Source organism: Williamsia sp. z71, assembly GCF_059553375.1.
The window spans coordinates 550613-566874 of record NZ_JCANWX010000002.1 but is presented as its reverse complement, the minus strand read 5'-3'; the positions used below and the strand labels follow the sequence as shown (position 1 = coordinate 566874).

Annotated in this window: 15 protein-coding genes; 11 read left to right on the top strand and 4 right to left on the bottom strand. The window is 67.0% G+C overall.

Annotation, left to right across the window (positions count from 1 at the left end; translation table 11 throughout):
- Positions 1–82: 82 nt before the first annotated feature.
- A complete protein-coding gene (locus AC51GR_RS06810; RefSeq protein ID WP_496323830.1) occupies positions 83–574 on the bottom strand; it encodes an SAV_6107 family HEPN domain-containing protein in 492 nt (163 codons plus the stop codon).
- Between the two features lie 230 nt (positions 575–804).
- On the opposite strand from AC51GR_RS06810, the gene AC51GR_RS06805 reads away from it, so the two are divergent.
- The 4 genes from AC51GR_RS06805 (at position 805) to AC51GR_RS06790 (ending at position 4655) form a co-directional block, all read left to right on the top strand.
- Positions 805–1380, top strand: coding sequence for a GNAT family N-acetyltransferase (locus AC51GR_RS06805; RefSeq protein ID WP_496323829.1), 576 nt, complete (start codon positions 805–807; stop codon positions 1378–1380).
- Positions 1381–1386: 6 nt separating this feature from the next.
- Complete coding sequence (locus AC51GR_RS06800) at positions 1387–2982, top strand: phytoene desaturase family protein (RefSeq protein ID WP_496323828.1); 1596 nt, start codon at positions 1387–1389, stop codon at positions 2980–2982.
- Positions 2979–3776 (top strand): carotenoid biosynthesis protein, encoded by a 798-nt coding sequence (locus tag AC51GR_RS06795; protein WP_496323827.1) that lies wholly within the window; start codon positions 2979–2981, stop codon positions 3774–3776. The genes AC51GR_RS06800 and AC51GR_RS06795 overlap by 4 nt, the downstream gene beginning before the upstream one ends.
- Before the next feature lie 81 nt (positions 3777–3857).
- Positions 3858–4655: an LppM family (lipo)protein gene (locus tag AC51GR_RS06790; protein ID WP_496323826.1), complete on the top strand. Its 798-nt coding sequence runs from the start codon at positions 3858–3860 to the stop codon at positions 4653–4655.
- 133 nt (positions 4656–4788) lie between these two features.
- On the opposite strand, the gene AC51GR_RS06785 is transcribed toward AC51GR_RS06790, so the two are convergent.
- A complete protein-coding gene (locus tag AC51GR_RS06785; RefSeq protein ID WP_496324110.1) occupies positions 4789–5712 on the bottom strand; it encodes a methylenetetrahydrofolate reductase in 924 nt (307 codons plus the stop codon).
- A gap of 78 nt (positions 5713–5790) precedes the next feature.
- Between AC51GR_RS06785 and AC51GR_RS06780 the strand changes: the two genes are divergently transcribed.
- The 6 genes from AC51GR_RS06780 to AC51GR_RS06755 all read left to right on the top strand — a co-directional run bounded on the left by AC51GR_RS06780 (position 5791) and on the right by AC51GR_RS06755 (position 12014).
- The gene (locus AC51GR_RS06780; RefSeq protein WP_496323825.1) at positions 5791–6876 is read left to right on the top strand and encodes a polyprenyl synthetase family protein; all 1086 of its coding nucleotides are present in this window, start codon (positions 5791–5793) and stop codon (positions 6874–6876) included.
- Positions 6877–6918: 42 nt separating this feature from the next.
- Positions 6919–8505 (top strand): alpha-(1->6)-mannopyranosyltransferase A, encoded by a 1587-nt coding sequence (locus AC51GR_RS06775; protein WP_496323824.1) that lies wholly within the window; start codon positions 6919–6921, stop codon positions 8503–8505.
- A complete protein-coding gene (locus AC51GR_RS06770; protein ID WP_496323823.1) occupies positions 8502–9392 on the top strand; it encodes a phytoene/squalene synthase family protein in 891 nt (296 codons plus the stop codon). The genes AC51GR_RS06775 and AC51GR_RS06770 overlap by 4 nt, the downstream gene beginning before the upstream one ends.
- A gap of 250 nt (positions 9393–9642) precedes the next feature.
- Positions 9643–10137 carry a GNAT family N-acetyltransferase gene (locus AC51GR_RS06765; RefSeq protein WP_496323822.1) on the top strand — a complete coding sequence of 165 codons (495 nt, stop codon included), beginning with the start codon at positions 9643–9645 and terminating at the stop codon, positions 10135–10137.
- A gap of 313 nt (positions 10138–10450) precedes the next feature.
- Positions 10451–11056: a class I SAM-dependent DNA methyltransferase gene (locus AC51GR_RS06760; RefSeq protein ID WP_496323821.1), complete on the top strand. Its 606-nt coding sequence runs from the start codon at positions 10451–10453 to the stop codon at positions 11054–11056.
- Between the two features lie 34 nt (positions 11057–11090).
- Complete coding sequence (locus tag AC51GR_RS06755) at positions 11091–12014, top strand: alpha/beta hydrolase (RefSeq protein ID WP_496323820.1); 924 nt, start codon at positions 11091–11093, stop codon at positions 12012–12014.
- A 49-nt stretch (positions 12015–12063) separates the two neighbouring features.
- Here AC51GR_RS06755 and AC51GR_RS06750 read toward each other — a convergent pair whose 3' ends face one another.
- Positions 12064–12429 carry an Rv2175c family DNA-binding protein gene (locus AC51GR_RS06750; protein WP_496323819.1) on the bottom strand — a complete coding sequence of 122 codons (366 nt, stop codon included), beginning with the start codon at positions 12427–12429 and terminating at the stop codon, positions 12064–12066.
- 160 nt (positions 12430–12589) lie between these two features.
- Between AC51GR_RS06750 and pknB the strand changes: the two genes are divergently transcribed.
- Positions 12590–14803: a Stk1 family PASTA domain-containing Ser/Thr kinase gene (gene pknB / locus AC51GR_RS06745; RefSeq protein ID WP_496323818.1), complete on the top strand. Its 2214-nt coding sequence runs from the start codon at positions 12590–12592 to the stop codon at positions 14801–14803.
- 34 nt (positions 14804–14837) lie between these two features.
- On the opposite strand, the gene AC51GR_RS06740 is transcribed toward pknB, so the two are convergent.
- On the bottom strand, positions 14838–16238 hold the full coding sequence (locus AC51GR_RS06740; RefSeq protein WP_496323817.1) for a class II 3-deoxy-7-phosphoheptulonate synthase: 1401 nt from the start codon (positions 16236–16238) through the stop codon (positions 14838–14840).
- Positions 16239–16262: the final 24 nt, after the last annotated feature.

Sequence of the window (16262 nt, the reverse complement as noted above, 5' to 3'; positions counted from 1 at the left end):
ATACGAGGTGTTGGAAGTTCCAACCACCATTCCCCGCCACAAGTTGGTCAAATTTGGTCCGTTAGCAGTAATTTCGGAGCCTTCACGCAGCACCGGCGGGCATATTCGACGGTTTGCCCCGCTCGAGTCGCAGGATTTCCCTCTCGACCACGTGTAAGAACTCATCCACCTTCGGCCGTAACTCCGCGATCTGCTCTTCGGTGACCGACCGGATGCCGGCTTCCGTATCGGCCCGCAGGCGAGAGTGTCCGGCGAAGTAGGTGGCCCACCCGGAGAGCTCGGGCATCGCCTGCGGCAGCCGGGCCCAGGCACTGCGCGACCCGCGGCGGCGGGTGGGATGCTCCGAGACGGCCAAGACCGCACCGGCCGCACGCAATGCCGATTGATACAGGGCACTGAACGCCTCGGCGGCGTCGGTGACGACATCCGATTCGCGCAGACGCGACTCGGCTCGCTCCAACATCTCGCGGGAGGCGATGATCTGGGTCGGTTCGGGCAGCCTGGTGACCCGCGTGGCCGAAGCCGCCCCACGGTGCCGAGAGTCCCGCGCGGGATTCCGTGCCATCGTCGACATCCCGGTCCTCCTTCTCCGCTGCCTCTTATCCGGCCGACTGCCGGTGTCTATACGGGGTCGGCCCGGTGGCCTACGCTTCCCTCGTCTGCCACCGAGTCGCCCTCATGTCGTAAAGCGGGTAACGATGCGGCTTGCGCCTTTGCGGAGGTTGAAGCCTCGAACACCCGTTCGACAGATTCAATATACCTAACGACACCGACAACCCTCAAGCAAAAAAGGCGGAAACTTCTGTGCCCATCCGGATCGCCGAACTCTCGGCCCACGATGCACAGATCTGGCTGCCCGAGGCCTTGAACGTGTACGTCACCGCGATGAACTACCCACCGGGCACCGAAGTGCAACGGGCGCCCCTGTGGCACGACCACATCCGGCGGCCCGGGTGGAAGGCCGTCGCCGCGATCGACTCCCCCGGTCCGGCCGGACGGGAAGCCCTGGTCGGTATCGCGTACGGATACAGCGGCGCCCACGACCAGTGGTGGAATCAGCAGGTACGCAGCGGGCTGGTCCGCGCCGGATGCAGCCGGGAGCGCGTGAGCGCCCTCACCGACAACTACTTCGAGCTGACCGAACTGCACGTCCATCCGTCTGCGCAGGGCAGGCGGATCGGCGAGCAATTGCTACAACGCCTGGTTGCCGATCGCTCCGAACCACAGGTGCTGCTCTCGACACCCGAGGTAGACGAGGAGAACAACCGGGCGTGGCGTCTGTACCGCCGGTTGGGTTTTGCCGACGTGCTGCGCGGTTTCACCTTCGCCGGTGATCCCAGGCCGTTTGCTGTCCTCGGCCGCGCCCTACCAATGCGATAGGACCACATGATCGACACGCTAGTCATCGGCTCCGGACACAACGGCCTCGTGGCGGCCGCCTATCTGGCCGCCACCGGCCAACGGGTCAAGGTGCTCGAACGCGACAGTGTCGCCGGCGGTGCCGTCTCCACCGTCGAGCGGTTTCCGGGCTATCGCGTCGACCGGGGGTCCTCGGCCCACCTGATGATCCGGCACACCCCCATCCTCGACGAGCTGTCGCTGGCCGATCACGGGCTGCAGTACATCGACTGCGACCCGTGGGCCTTCTGCCCCGCGACCGACGATGCTCCCCCGATCGTCTTCCATCGCGATCTCGAGAAGACCATCGCGTCGATCGAGACGGCCTGCGGTGCCGCCGATGCCGAGGCCTACCGTCGATTCGTCGCCGTCTGGGCGCCGCGGTCGGCCGCGATGATGTCGGCGTTCACGTCGTCTCCCTCACCGCTCGCGCTCGGCAAGGCGTTCTGGGGCCTGCCCGCCCGCATCCCCGGCAACGGCTCCGCGGCCGGACTCGGTCTCTCGCAGGAATTCTTGATGTCCGGGAATGCGCTCCTGGACAACTGGTTCGGATCCGAGCACCTCAAGGCCGCGCTGGCCTGGTTCGGGGCACAGTCGGGTCCGCCCATGAACGAACCCGGGACCGCACCCATGGTCGGCTTCGCCGCGGCGATGCACACCATTCCCCCGGGCCGGGCCGTCGGTGGCAGCGGGGCCCTCTCCGAGGCCCTCATCCGCAAACTCCATGCCGACGGCGGCGAACTCGAACTGTCGTCCGCCGCGACCGCCCTCGAGAAACAGGGCGACCACTGGCTGGTCCGTACCGCCGACGGCCGCTCACATCGTGCACGTTCGGTGATCAGCGCCTGCCACATCCTCACCACACTGGACCTGTTGCAGGCCGGTGGGTTCGACCGCACCGCCACCGACCGGTGGCGCTCACAGATCCGCATCGGTGGCGGCATCGGCATGGCGGTCCGCCTCGGCGGCACCGCGCTGCCGCAGTATCCCGGGCTACCCGCAGACACCTCGGTCCACGGCGGGCTCGGTCTGCTGGTGACCGACCGCGGACACCTGGCCCGGGCGCACGCCGACGCCACCGCCGGTGACCTGCCGCGGCGCCCCGCGCTGATCGCGATGAGTTTCTCCGCGATCGACCCGACCCTGGCACCGCCCGATCGGCACCAGACCAGTCTGTGGGCCCAGTGGCATCCCTACACGCTCTCCGGTGGACGCAGCTGGTCCGACCTCGCGGCCACCGCGGGCCAGGAGATCATCGATGAGCTCGACCGGCATGCACCGGGTTTCTCCGACTCCATCGAACACACCTACGTCCAGACACCCGCGGACCTGGAATCCGAGATCGGGATGACCGGCGGCAACATCATGCACGTGGAGATGTCGCTGGATCAGATGCTGATCTGGCGTCCGCATCCCGAACTGGCGCGGCACCGGGTTCCCGGTGCGCCCGGTCTGGTGCTCGCCGGGGCCTCGACCCATCCGGGCGGTGGGGTCAGCGGCGCCAGCGGCCGGATCGCGGCAACCGCGGTTCTGTCCGACCGGCGATCCCCGTTGGCCCGGATCACCCGCGGTCGATGGGGATGACGACCACACTCACCGCGCAGCGTTCGCCACTGCTGTGGACCTCGGCGATCCTGCTCGTCGGCTCCATCGCCGCACAGATCATCTATCCCCTGGTCGACGGCGTGGCGCGCGACCGGGCCACCGTGGTCGTGGTCGTGGCCGCGGCCGCGGCGATGATCGCGCACGCCACCTTCCGGCTCGGACCGCTACGGGCGGTCGCGGTCTTCGCGGCCACGGCCGGTGTCGGTTGGACCGCCGAAATCGTCGGTGTCGCGACCGGCTTTCCGTTCGGCGCCTACTCCTACGCCACCGATCGGATCGGGCCATCCGTGGCCGAGGTACCGGTGATCATCGGTTTGGCCTGGACCGCAGGCGGTTACAGCATGTGGTGGATCAGCGCGCTGGTCAGTCGCCGCCGTCCGATCCGGATCGCGCTGGCGACCATCGGGATGGTCGGTTGGGATCTCTATCTCGACCCGCAGATGGTCGGGGCCGGATTGTGGACCTGGTCCACCGACGACGCCGGGCTCCCCGGCATCGATCAGATCCCGATCACCAACTTCGCCGGCTGGGCGGGCGTGGCGTGTGTCATGTTCGTGCTGCTCTCACTCGTCGACCGGCAATCGGAGACGGTGACACCGCTGATCTCGCTCGCCCCGGTGGGTTGGTTCACCTGGACCTGGCTCGGCTCGGCCCTGGCGTTTCTGGTGTTCCTCGACGATCCGACGCTTCCCGCGGCGGTTCCGTACGGCCTGATCGGGATGGGCATCCTGGGCGTGCCGGCAGCTGTGGCATTGTCGCGCCGACGTCCTTGAGGTATCGGTCGCCCGGGTATCAACCGGACGCGATCAGCGGCCCTCCTCACGGACTGGTCCGGCTAATGGCACGATAGCTGCGTGCCTGAGATCACCCGCCCCCGCCGCCGTCGCGGTCCCCTGAGTGCGGTGTTGCTCGTGCTGGCCCTGCTCTTGGGTCCGACACTTGCCGCCTGTTCTGACGAGCCCGCCCAATACGGTGACCGGTTGTGGGGCGCCATCGTCCTCGCCGAGAAGGACATCGGGCAGGAAAAGGGCCCGCAGATCACGGTGCCGCAGTCACTCGAGACGGTCGTCACCGCGACCGAGTTCAAGCGCGACGGACTCATCGGTACCCGCGCCACGTTCACCGAGGCGACCCTCGGCCAGTTCGCCCAGCTCGGCGAACTCGTCGACGACGCCTACCCCGATGCCCCGGTGACGTTGGACCTGCAGGCCCAGCGCCGCGGCGACGCGGTCACCTTCCGCGGCACGGCCGATTTGCAGGGGCTCACGCCCGAGCGCGACTACGTCGAGTTCTCGGTCCAGTTCGCCGGACCCATCAGTGCCACCAACGGCCAGCAGGACGGTGACGACGCCGTCTCCTGGAAGCCGGAGATCGGCAAGGCGACCCCGATGACCGCCGAAGCCCGCTACGACGAACCCGGGACCGCGGCCTTCGCCGGCTGGACGGGCCTGATGGCCGGAATCGCGCTGGCCGTTGCCGTCGTTGTGGTGGCGCTCGCCTGGGTCAGTCGTGACCAGTCACCACGGCCGGGCGCACCGCAGAAGCGTCCCGGCGACGCCACCCACCAGCCTGTGGGAAGCCAGACCGTGGGAAGCCAGAACGCCGGCGGTTCGGGCCACAGCGGAACCGACAGCAGTCCCACCTCACACTGATCGGCAACCCTCCGCCGAGCGTGCCCATCCGACCGTCGACCGTGCCGAAATCACCGTTGACCGTGCCAATGTTGCCCGCGCACATGCAGTTTCGGCACGTTCGGCGGTGATTTCGGCACGCTCGACGGACGTCTCAGGCGGCGATCGAGATCATCCCGAGTCGCTCGAGCACCTCGCTGGTGGCCTTGGCGAAGTTGAGACTGCAGAAGTGCAGGCACGGCGCACCCTCGTCGATCAGGCGCTGTGCCATTTCGGTGGCCAGGTCGATACCCACGGCACGCACCGATTCCCGGTTCTCCTCGGGTCCGTCACCGGCGGCCTCGGCCAAGCGCTTCTCGACGGCCGGCGGTAGCACCGAACCCGAGAGTTCGACCATGCGGCGCACCGAGGCGAGTGAGGTGATCGGCATGATCCCCGGGATCAGCGGCTTGGCACCCTGCTCCGGATCGGCGGCGTTGACGCGGTCCCGCAGTCGCAGGTAGTGGTCGACGTCGAAGAACATCTGCGTGATCGAATACTGGGCTCCGGCACGCAATTTCGACACCAGGTACTTGGTGTCGTGATCGAGATCGGGAGCCCGGTGGTGCCCTTCCGGGAACGACGCCACACCGATGTTGAAGTCGCCGAGATCCTGCAACAGACGCACGAGCTGTTCGGCGTACTCCAGCCCGTCGGGATGCTTGACCCATTCGCCCAGCGGATCGCCCGGGGGGTCGCCGCGGAGCGCAAGGATATTGGTGATGCCCTGGTCGGCGTAGCCACCGGCCATCGCCCGCAGCTCTTCGATGCTGTGCCCCACCGCAGTCAGGTGAGCGACGGGGAGCAACGTGGTCTCGCGCGCGATCTCCCCGGTGATCCGCAGAGTCCGATCACGGGTGGAGCCGCCGGCACCGTAGGTCATCGAGACAAAAGCCGGGTTCATTCGCTCGAAAACCCGCACGGTGCGCCACAGGCGCGCCTCGGCCTGCTCGTCTCGGGGCGGCATGAACTCGACCGAGAACGGCACCGGACCCGAGTGGGGTTCGGCCAGCCGCTTCACGATCGACGATTGCGTCATCTGCGAACTCACCCGGCAAGTATAGAGGTGACGGCCGGGGATGACCGCCTGCCTGCCGCCGCCACATCCCACCGTAGGGTGGTTGACGTGGCAATCCAGTCTGTGACCGACGTTCCCGCCGCGACCACCGACCTCTTGCAGCGGGTCTTTGCAGACCGCGCATCCACGGCAGCCGACATCGGTCCGGGGTTCTGCGATGCGGTGGATGCGATGTCTGCTTTTGTCCTCCGCGGCGGCAAACGCGTCCGACCGACATTTGCCTGGGCCGGCTACCTGGCCGCCGGACCGGCCCGCACCGATCCCGACCGGTTGCTGTCGGTCTGCGCCGCCCTCGAGTTGATGCAGGCCTGCGCGCTGATCCACGACGACATCATCGACCGCTCCGACACCCGCCGCGGGTTCCCGACGATCCACCGTGAGTTCGAGGCCCGCCATCGTGAGGCAGGCTGGCGCGGCGACGCGGCCGACTACGGCGAAGGCGTGGCGATCCTCCTCGGCGACCTGGCACTGGCCTGGGCCGACGACCTCATCGCCGAGGCCGGGTTCGACCCCGAGACCCACCGGTCGGTGTCGACGATCTGGCGCGGCATGCGCACCGAGGTCCTCGGCGGTCAGTTCCTCGACATCGCCACGGAGGCCTCCGGAGACGAGACCCCCGGGGCCGCCTATCGCGTGATGCGGTTCAAGACCGCCGCCTATACCGTCGAACGACCGTTGCATCTCGGCGCCGCGATCGGTGGCGCCGACCCCGGACTGATCACATCGTTGCGGTCGTTCGGCACCGACATCGGTATCGCCTTCCAGCTTCGCGATGATCTGCTCGGGGTGTTCGGCGATCCCTCGATCACCGGCAAGCCGGCAGGCGACGACATCATCGCCGGCAAACGGACCGCACTGTTGTCGGCCGCGCTGGGCCACCTCGACGCCCATGACCACGCGGCCGCGGACGTACTCCGCGAACGGGTCGGGCGTGCTCTGACCGCCGACGAACTGGCACAGACGCTCGACATCATCACCGCGAGTGGCGCCGTCACCGAGGTGGAACAGCAGATCAAGGATCTGGTGAGCAGTGCGCTGGCCACCCTGACCGCGAGTACCGCAACCCCGGCTGCCAAGGCCGACCTGATCGACCTGGCGACCGCGATGACCCGCCGGCAGTACTGATGCCGGCCGCCGCCCCCATCACCGGTGACTAGGATCATCGAGATGTCCGTACCCGCCACCACCCCTGAGCCGGTCACCGCCACCGGCCGGTGGCGGCAAGGGTTCTCGGTCCGAGCGCTGCGCGCATTCTGCGCCACCGAGGTCGGGCACCACGTGGTCCTCGGATTCATCGGTTCGGTGCTGATCACCGTCGGCAGCTTCGGTGTCGGGGACATCCCCCGCAACAACACCTCGCTGCAGACCCTGAACTTGTCGTGGATGTACTACGGCCACGGACGAACCCTGAGCACCATCGCCTTCTGGCTCGGTGTTGCGTTGATGGTGATCGCCTGGGTCCGGATCGGCCGCACCCTGCACACCCAGAAGACCGGGGCCACACCCGCAGCGGTCATCGGCTGGGCATCGATGGCCTGGTCTGCTCCCCTGCTGATCGCCATCCCGCTCTACAGCCGTGACGTCTACGCCTATCTCGCCCAGGGCGCGCTGCTGCGCGACGGCTTCAATCCCTACTCCGACGGTCCCGCCGTCAACCCGGGGCCGCTGGTCGATTCGATGGCCCAGGTCTGGGCGACCACCACCGCGCCCTACGGTCCCGGCTTCATGGCCATCGCCCGCGCCGTGACGGAGGCGACCGGTGACAGTCCGGTCGCCGGTGTCCTGGTGATGCGACTGGTCCTGCTGCCCGGCCTGCTGCTGACGTTGTGGGCACTGCCCCGCCTCGCCCGTCGGTTCGGCACCGATCCGTCGATGGCCATCTGGATCGTGCTCCTCAATCCGATGGTCCTGATCCATCTGGTCGGCGGCCCACACGTCGAACTGTTGATGATCGGCGTCCTGGTCGCCGGGGTCACGCTGGTGGTCGAGGGGCGCCACGTCGCCGGGATGAGCGTGCTGGCGGTGGCCACCGCGATCAAGATCACCGCCGGTGTGGCGATCCCGTTCGTCCTGTGGATCTGGCTGGCGCACATCCGCGCCGAGCGTCCGGTGCGAGTGGGCGATGTGGTCCGGGTGTTGGCCTGGATCATCGGCCTGAGTGCCGTGATTTTCGGCGGCCTGACCCTGATCGTCGGGCATGGATTCGGTTGGCTGCTCGGATTGACCTGGGCCGACAAGATCATCAACTGGCTGACGATCCCCACCGCGGTGGCCCATCTGATCACCCTGACCGCTTCTCCGTTCACCGCGTTGCCGTTGCTGCCGGTGCTCGAGGTCGTCCGCACCGTCGGGTCGGTGATCCTGGCGCTGACGCTGGTCGGCGTGTGGCTGTGGTTCCGCAGATCCGAACGGGATGCGGTCAAGGGCATCGCGTGGGCGATGTTCGCCGTCCTGCTACTCGAGCCGTCGACCCTGCCCTGGTATTACACGTGGGCGCTGGTGCTGGCCGCTGCCTTCGCGATCGACCGGCGGGCCATCGTGGCGATCATCGTGTTCTCGGTGTTCCTGTTGCAGGTCTTCGGGCCCACCGACGAGATCTACATGTACGAACTCACCGATGTCCTGCTGGCGCTGGTCTTGGCGGGATTGGCCGGGTGGTCATTTGTGCGGGTCGATCCGCTCCGATTGCGCCGGGTGATCCGTGGGAAACCGGCACCCGTCCCGGCCGGCGGCGCCGCCGAAGACCTGTCATGACCGACGATCTCAGAGCCGCTTACGAACACTGCCGAGAATTGACCAAAGTGCACGGCCGCACGTATTACGCCGGCACCCAACTTCTTTCGAAAGACAAGCGCAGTGGCGTCTACGCGTTGTACGGGTTTGCCCGGATGGTCGACGACATCGTCGACAACGACACCGGGCCGGATCGGCTGACCCGCCTCGATGAGATCGACGCCGACCTCTCCGCGGCCCTGAACGACCCGGCATACCGGCCGCAGCGGCCCGAGGTGCTCGCGGTCGCACACACCGTGGCCACCTACTCGATCGACCACCGATACTTCGAGGCCTTCCTGCGGTCGATGCGAATGGACCTGCCCGAGAGTCCTCTTCACGTCAGCCGCTACCGCACCATGGAGCAACTCCGGGACTACATGTTCGGGTCCGCCAGTGTGATCGGCCTCGAGATGCTGCCGATCCTGGGGACGGTGGGGCCGGTGTCGCAGGCCACCGAATCGGCGCGTTCGCTGGGAGATGCATTTCAGCTGACGAACTTCATCCGTGATCTCGGCGAGGATCTCGACCGGGGCCGGATCTACCTCCCCACCGACGATCTCGCCGCGTTCGGCGTCGATGAATCGATGCTCCGCCGTTGCCGCCGGACCGGCCAGGTCCCACCCGAACTACGCCGGGCCCTGGCACATCTGATCGCGGTGACCCGCGCCGAATACCGCCGTGCCGAGCCGGGCATCGGTCACCTGACCCCGGCCAGCCGCCCGGGAATCCGTGCGGCGCTCACCATGTACCGGGCGATTCTCGACGAGGTCGAGGCCGACGACTATCGGGTACTCACCCGGCGCGCCACCGTCCCCCGACGCAAACGTCTGACCCACATCGCTGCAGCCCTCACCCGGCGGCACTGACCCCACTCCGCGACCAGCGCGTTTGAGAACAGCCGGAACATGTCAGACCGGCCGGGCACAATGTTGTCCAACCCCATTCGCCGACGGAGAGGACCATGTGGCCACAGACACCCCACCCCCGCGTACCCGGTTCATCCGAAAAGGAAGTACCGGTGGGCTTTCTGGACCATCTGAGGGCGTCCGCGGCGTCGAAACCCCGTGGCACCTCGACATCATTCACGAACAGATCGACGGCCGGACCGGGCGATAGATGGTGAGAATCGAACCGGCGGACCTCGACGATCCGGCCGTGCAGGCTTTCCTTCGGGCACATCTCGATGACATCGCCCCCACCGCACCTGAGCAGAGCCAGCACGCGCTGACGATCGCTTCCATGAGGACGTCACCGGGTTTCCGGCTCTGGGTCGCGTACCTCGACGAAGAATTGGTCGGAACGGTTGGGCTGGGCCCTGTTTCGGTGGGACATGAGGAGCTCAAGAGTATGCGAACCTCGCCGGGCCGCCGGGGTTCCGGCATCGGCAGGGCGCTGCTCGATCACGCGCTCGCCGACGCGACCGCCCGCGGAATCAGCCGGGTCTCACTCGAAACCGGCAGCATGGAGTTCTTCGCACCCGCACGGGCGCTGTACCTGCGAGCCGGATTCAGCGAGTGCGGCTCCTTCGGCACCTATCCGACCAACGACCCGAACAGTACCTTCATGACAATGTCACTCGGCCGCAAGGACTTCGGCAGCGGTGCGCGGTGAGATGAACATCCACGGCGGCCACTGCGGGCGTGGCGCCGCACCCGGAAACCGATCGCCCGCCGAGTCCGCACTTCGAGCCGACCGGCGATTCCTTCCGGTAGCATGGGGCCACGGCCACACGTCCGAAAGTTCCCGCACAGCAGTGCATCACGTACCTCAGGTGCGAGTAGTGCCGAAAACCCCTCACGTATACATCGCCCGACAATGCCCGCTCCGAGGCGGTCATGCAACGCCTCTCGGATCGACACGGCAAGCCCACCCAAATGGCGCGAAGGGCAACAATCAAGTGACCACAGCAAACACGAAGGTGTACATGAAGTCAGAGGGCCACGTGACGTTGACCAGTTACCAAGCAGCGACCAAGCTGTATGTGGAACAGACACCGCCGCTCGGCGAGCATCTGACCGCGTTTCTCGACCAAGTCGCCATTGCCGTGGGCTCTGGCGGCTTCTTGTTGGAACTCGGCAGCGGGCCGGGCCGGGCCGCCATGTATCTCGAGGACAAGTACCTCCGGGTGCGGCGCACTGACGCCGCGGCGATCTTCATCGACATGATGCGCGCCGACGGGCACCACGCCGACGTTCTCGACATTCGTACGGACGCGTTCGGAGGCCCCTACGACGCAATCCTGGCCACCTCCGTCCTGCTGCACCTGAGTCCCGACGAGTTCGAAGACGTCCTGCGGCGGGCGAACGCCGCGGTTGCACCGGACGGAGTGCTCGCCTTCACGATCAAGAAGGGCACCGGATCCGATCGGAGCACGGCAAAATCCGGCCTGCCCCAACAACTCACCTGTTGGCGCGAATCGGAATTGCGTGACGTTCTGGCGCGGACCGGATGGACACCGGCACTGCTCGATCACGTCGATGCCGACGAGCCCTGGATGTACGTGATCGCCCGATCCCAATCCTTGTTCTGATGACAGCTCCCGGCAGCACGGGAAGGGTTCGGCCTTGCGCTTCGATCTGGAGAGTTTGACCGACACCGCGTTGGTAATGCACGTCGAGGAGGCCCGGGCGTTCAATGCCGCGAAAGGTCCCATGAGTGGACCGCAAAGCGTCGTTGAACTCCGCGAAACCCGGGCAAGGCGCGGCGAGCACCCCCCGGCGACCGACTCGGCCGCTGTCACCGTCGTGGCCGAAACGGACGGGCGGCAGGTGCCGGTCCGGGTCTTCGTCCCTCATGGCACCGCGGCGAATGGCATCTACCTCGATATCCACGGGGGCGGGTTCTACATGGATTCGGCTGATCGCTCAGATGGCCGCAACCGTCAGCTCGCCGATTCGATCGGTGCCGTCGTCGTGAGTGTGGACTACCGACTGGCTCCCGAATGTCCGTGGCCGGCGGCCCCGGACGACTGCGAAACCGCAGCGCTGTGGTTGCTCGACCGGGCCAAGGATCGATTCGGGACGACGAGACTGGTCATCGGGGGCGCGTCCGCCGGCGCGACACTCACCGCCACAACAGTGCTACGCCTGCGGGACCGCGGCATCAGCGATGAATTATGCGGCGCCGTACTCCAATTCGGAACCTACGATCTGAGCGCAACCACACCGGCCGGCCGGCTCATCGCGGACGAGTACTTCCTCGAGGCATATGTCGGCCATGTCGCGGATCGGACCATCCCGGACATCTCCCCGATTTTCGCCGACCTGACCGGGCTTCCGCCGACCCTGCTGGTCGTCGGCGACCAAGACATCCTGCTCGAGGACAACCTGGCGATGGGAGCCCGACTGTCGGCCGCGGGCAACGACGTCGACCTCCGGATCTACCCACAATCGCCACACGGCTTCACCGCACACCCGACCGCGATGGCTGCCGCCGCACGCGGCGGCATCGAGGCATGGGTCAGCGCACTCTTCGCGGCCCCGGGGTGACGCGCCCGCACGCCCGCAGCTTTCGGCGGCAGGCACGAACGTGACTACGTCAGAAGGCTGCAGCCTGCGCGCGGCGGATCATCTCGCGGGCCGAGTGCCCGTGCAGTGCCTGGGCCGGCGTGATCCCCAGGTCTTCTTGGACGGTGAACAGCCACCGCATGATCTCGTCACGGCTGAAGCCGCCATCGAGCAGGACCTCGATCAGTCCGGGCAGATGCTTGACGATGTCGGAGCCATCGAAGAACAACTCCGGGACCGCGACCTGTCCGTCGCGGCGAACCGCGAGCAGCTCATGAGCGGTGATCATGTTGAGGACTTTGCTGTTGGAAAAGCCCATTCGGGAGGAAACCTGGGAGACGGACAGGACGTCGACGTCATCAGGAAGAGTGTCAGGAGAAAGCGGTACGGAACCCACGGTCACGAGGGTACCGAGCAAGAGGTCGAACCGTCGAATCACAGACCTGGCCGCTCGGCTCGACCGCGCCGTGACCGATTCTCGATCCCACATCGCTAATGTGGACTCGGTTCGACCTCTCCACCGACTTTCCACCACCATCACGAAAGGCTTCGACACGGTGAACGCTCCCTCCGACGTGCTTTTGGGTGCGCTCCTGGAGCGCAGATACCGAATCGATGCGCTCATCGCCCGCGGTGGCATGTCCAGCGTCTATCTCGGCATGGACCTGCGACTGGACCGGCCGGTGGCCGTCAAGGTGATGGACCCGCGGTTCTCGGCCGACCCGCAGTTCCTCGCCCGACTCGAGTTCGAGGCCCGGTCGGTCGCCCGGTTGAAAGACCCCGGCCTGGTCCCGGTGTACGACCAGGGCGCCGACGGTGACTACGCCTTTCTCGTGATGGAACTCGTCGAAGGCGGCACACTCCGCGAACTGCTGCGCGAGCGTGGGCCGATGCCACCGCACGCCGTCAACGCCGTGACGGCACCCGTACTCGGCGCGCTGGGCGTGGCCCACCGGGCCGGACTCGTCCACCGCGACGTCAAGCCGGAGAACGTCTTGATCTCCGACGAGGGCGAGGTCAAGGTCGTCGACTTCGGCCTGGTCCGGGCGATCGCCGCGGCGGGCATCACATCCAACAGCGTGATCCTCGGCACGGCGGCCTACCTGTCCCCGGAACAGGTCGAGACGGCCTCCGCCGATGCCCGATCGGATGTCTACTCGACCGGCATCCTCGTCTTCGAAATGCTCACGGGCAAAACCCCGTTCAGCGGCGATACCGCGCTCGGCCTGGCCTACCAGCGACTCAACAACGACGTTCCGCCGCCGAGTTCACTCATCGCCGGTGTCCCGGCCGAGTTCGACGAGTTCGTTCTCACCGCGACCGCTCGCGACCCGCAGGACCGGTACCGCGACGGCATCCACATGCGTGAGGTCCTCGACGGGATCGCGGCCGACCTGGAACTGCCGCCGTTCACCGTGCCTGCGCCGACCCGATCCGCCGAACGCGACACGATGGTCGCCTTCCGCGACCGCAAGATGGCCCCACCCGCCGATCCCGACCGAACCGACCCGATCCGGTCGGCGGCCGCGGCACCGCCGGCCGGCCGCAATCCGACCCGCGTGCAGACGTTGCCGCCCGACACCCGAGCGCCCGCTGCGGCGCAGTCCCCGCCCGATCCGGGTCAGCCGGTGCAGAACCATCCGACCTCGGCGGTGCTTGCCCCACACGCCGCCGACTACGCCGAACGTCGCCGCAAATCCCGTCGCACCACGTTGATCTGGGTGCTCATCGTCGTGCTGATCGCCGCACTGCTCGGTGTCGGCGGCTGGTGGCTCGGTTCGGGACGATTCACCACGGTGCCGGATACCAACGGCATGGACCGGGTCGCCGCGACCGAGGCCATCGAGGACGCCGGCCTCGACGTGGTGGACGACCCGATATTCCACAACGAGGTCCCGGTGGACGAGGTGATGTCGGTCGAGCCCGCACCCGGAACCCGGGTCAGCCGGTTCTCCGATGTGACACTTGCCTATTCGGTCGGACAGCCGAAGGTTCCGGAGCTCGGTTCCGGCACCTCGCTCCCCGAGGCCGAGAAGATGCTTCGCGAACACACGCTGGTGCCCGAGGTGACCCGGCAGCAGTACAGCGCGAGCGCCCCGAAGGGTTCTCTGGTGTCGCTGAGCCCCAACTCGGGAACAACCGTCCCGGTGGGCAGTACGGTGCAGATCACGACAAGCCGTGGCCCCGAACCCGTTTCGATTCCGGACGTATCCGGGCGGGATCAGGCCGAGGCGACCCGGCTCATCAAGGGGGCCAAGCTCAAACCCGGCTCGGTCACCACCCGGTTCAGTCCGGACGTCGACGGCCGCGACGTGATCGGCACCGAACCGGCGGCCGGAACGATGGCAGAACCCGGTAGCACGGTGACACTCGTGGTCTCCGACGCGATCAAGGTGCCCGACGTGTCCGGGCAGACCCCGGCCGATGCCCGCCGGACCCTGCAGGACGCCGGTCTGATCGCCGCGGACGGCGGAACCTCCACCGACGGAACAGCGAAGGCGGGCACCATCACCACGGCCAGCCCCTCGTTCGGTGCGCGCGTGGACCCCCGCAACCCGGTCGTGAAGATCTTCATCTCCGACGCGGTGTCGGTACCCGACGTCACCGGGGACACCGTCGGAACGGCAAAGAAGAAACTGTCCGAAGCCGGACTCGACGTGAACAGCCGGGGGCTGACCGGTTCGAACATATCGATTGTGGTGAATCAGAGCCCGGGTGCCGGCAACCGGGTCAAGACGGGCTCCACCGTCGACATCACATCGATCCCCTGACCGACGTCGAATCCCGGAGCCCGTCCCCGCCCGCTCAGCCGCGCAGCATCTCCGCGACCAGGAAGGCCAGCTCCAGCGACTGCTGGGTGTTGAGCCTTGGGTCGCAGGCTGTTTCGTAACGTCCGGACAGGTCCAGATCGGAGATGTCCTGCGCGCCACCGAGGCATTCGGTGACGTCTTCACCGGTCAGTTCGATGTGGATGCCACCCGGGTGCGTGCCCAGCGCGTGGTGGACCTCGAAGAATCCCTGGACCTCGTCGACGATGCGGTCGAAGTGCCGGGTCTTGTATCCGGTGCTCGCCTCATGGGTGTTGCCGTGCATCGGATCGCACTGCCAGATGACCTTGTGGCCGGTGGCCTCGACGGCGGCGACGATTCCCGGCAGCACCTCACGGACCTTGGAGTTGCCCATCCGCGCAACCAGGGTCAGACGGCCCGGCACGTTGTGCGGGTCGAGACGCTCGACGTATTCGACCGCCTGCTCGGGGGTGGTGCCCGGACCGATCTTCAGTCCGATCGGATTCGACAGCAACTCGGCAAAGGCGATGTGCGCGCCGTCGAGCTGACGGGTGCGCTCCCCGATCCAGAGGAAGTGTGCCGAGAGGTCGTAGAGCAGTTTGCCGCCCTCGGGATCCGCCGGATCGTCGGCCAGACGCAGCAGAGCGCGCTCGTAGTCGAGCACCAGAGCCTCGTGTGAGGCGTAGATGTTCGCCGATTCGAGATTCGAATCGCGCACGCCGCAGGCATCCATGAACTTGAGGCCACGGTCGATCTCGGAGGCCAGTGCCTCATAGCGGGCACCGGCAGGCGAGGTCCGGACGAACTCCTGGTTCCAGTCGTGCACCCGATGCAGATCGGCATGTCCGGCACCGGACAGCGCCCGGACCAGGTTCATCGCGGCGCTGGCATTGGCGTACGCACGGACCAGTCGGGAGGCGTCGTGTTCACGCACCGCCTCATCGGGCGGGAAGCCGTTGATCATGTCGCCGCGGTACGAGAGCAGGCCCAGGGCATCGGTGTCGGACGAACGGGGTTTGGCGTATTGGCCGGCGATCCGCGCGACCTTGACCACCGGCAGACTGGCACCGTACGTCAGCACCACGGCCATCTGGAGCAGCGTGCGGATGTTGCCCTTGATGTGCGGTTCGGTGTTGTCGGCGAACGTCTCGGCGCAGTCACCGCCCTGCAGCAGGAACGCACGTCCCAGCGCCACCTCGGCCAGCTGGGCCTTGAGCTCTTCGACCTCGTTCGGCAGGCAGATCGGGGGCACGCTCTCCAGGACGGTCCGCATCGCGCGGGCCTTGTCCTCGGGCCAGCTCGGCTGCTGCAACGCCGGTCTGCTGATCGCATCGGCAAAGCGCTCGGCCAGGTCGCCGGGCAACGGCGGTAGCTCGGGAAGTTCGTTCAGCGGAACATCTACGGTCCAATTCACCACCCCAACAGCCTAATGCCCTGCGCT

Bases quoted from the DNA above. Each gene is read 5' to 3' on its own strand.
- AC51GR_RS06770 (WP_496323823.1), top strand. From the start codon at position 8,502: ATGACCGACGATCTCAGAGCCGCTTACGAACACTGCCGAGAATTGACC.
- AC51GR_RS06810 (WP_496323830.1), bottom strand. From the start codon at position 574: ATGTCGACGATGGCACGGAATCCCGCGCGGGACTCTCGGCACCGTGGG.
- AC51GR_RS06785 (WP_496324110.1), bottom strand. From the start codon at position 5,712: ATGACGCAATCGTCGATCGTGAAGCGGCTGGCCGAACCCCACTCGGGT.
- AC51GR_RS06775 (WP_496323824.1), top strand. From the start codon at position 6,919: ATGTCCGTACCCGCCACCACCCCTGAGCCGGTCACCGCCACCGGCCGG.
- AC51GR_RS06760 (WP_496323821.1), top strand. From the start codon at position 10,451: ATGAAGTCAGAGGGCCACGTGACGTTGACCAGTTACCAAGCAGCGACC.
- AC51GR_RS06795 (WP_496323827.1), top strand. From the start codon at position 2,979: ATGACGACCACACTCACCGCGCAGCGTTCGCCACTGCTGTGGACCTCG.
- AC51GR_RS06765 (WP_496323822.1), top strand. From the start codon at position 9,643: ATGGTGAGAATCGAACCGGCGGACCTCGACGATCCGGCCGTGCAGGCT.
- AC51GR_RS06800 (WP_496323828.1), top strand. From the start codon at position 1,387: ATGATCGACACGCTAGTCATCGGCTCCGGACACAACGGCCTCGTGGCG.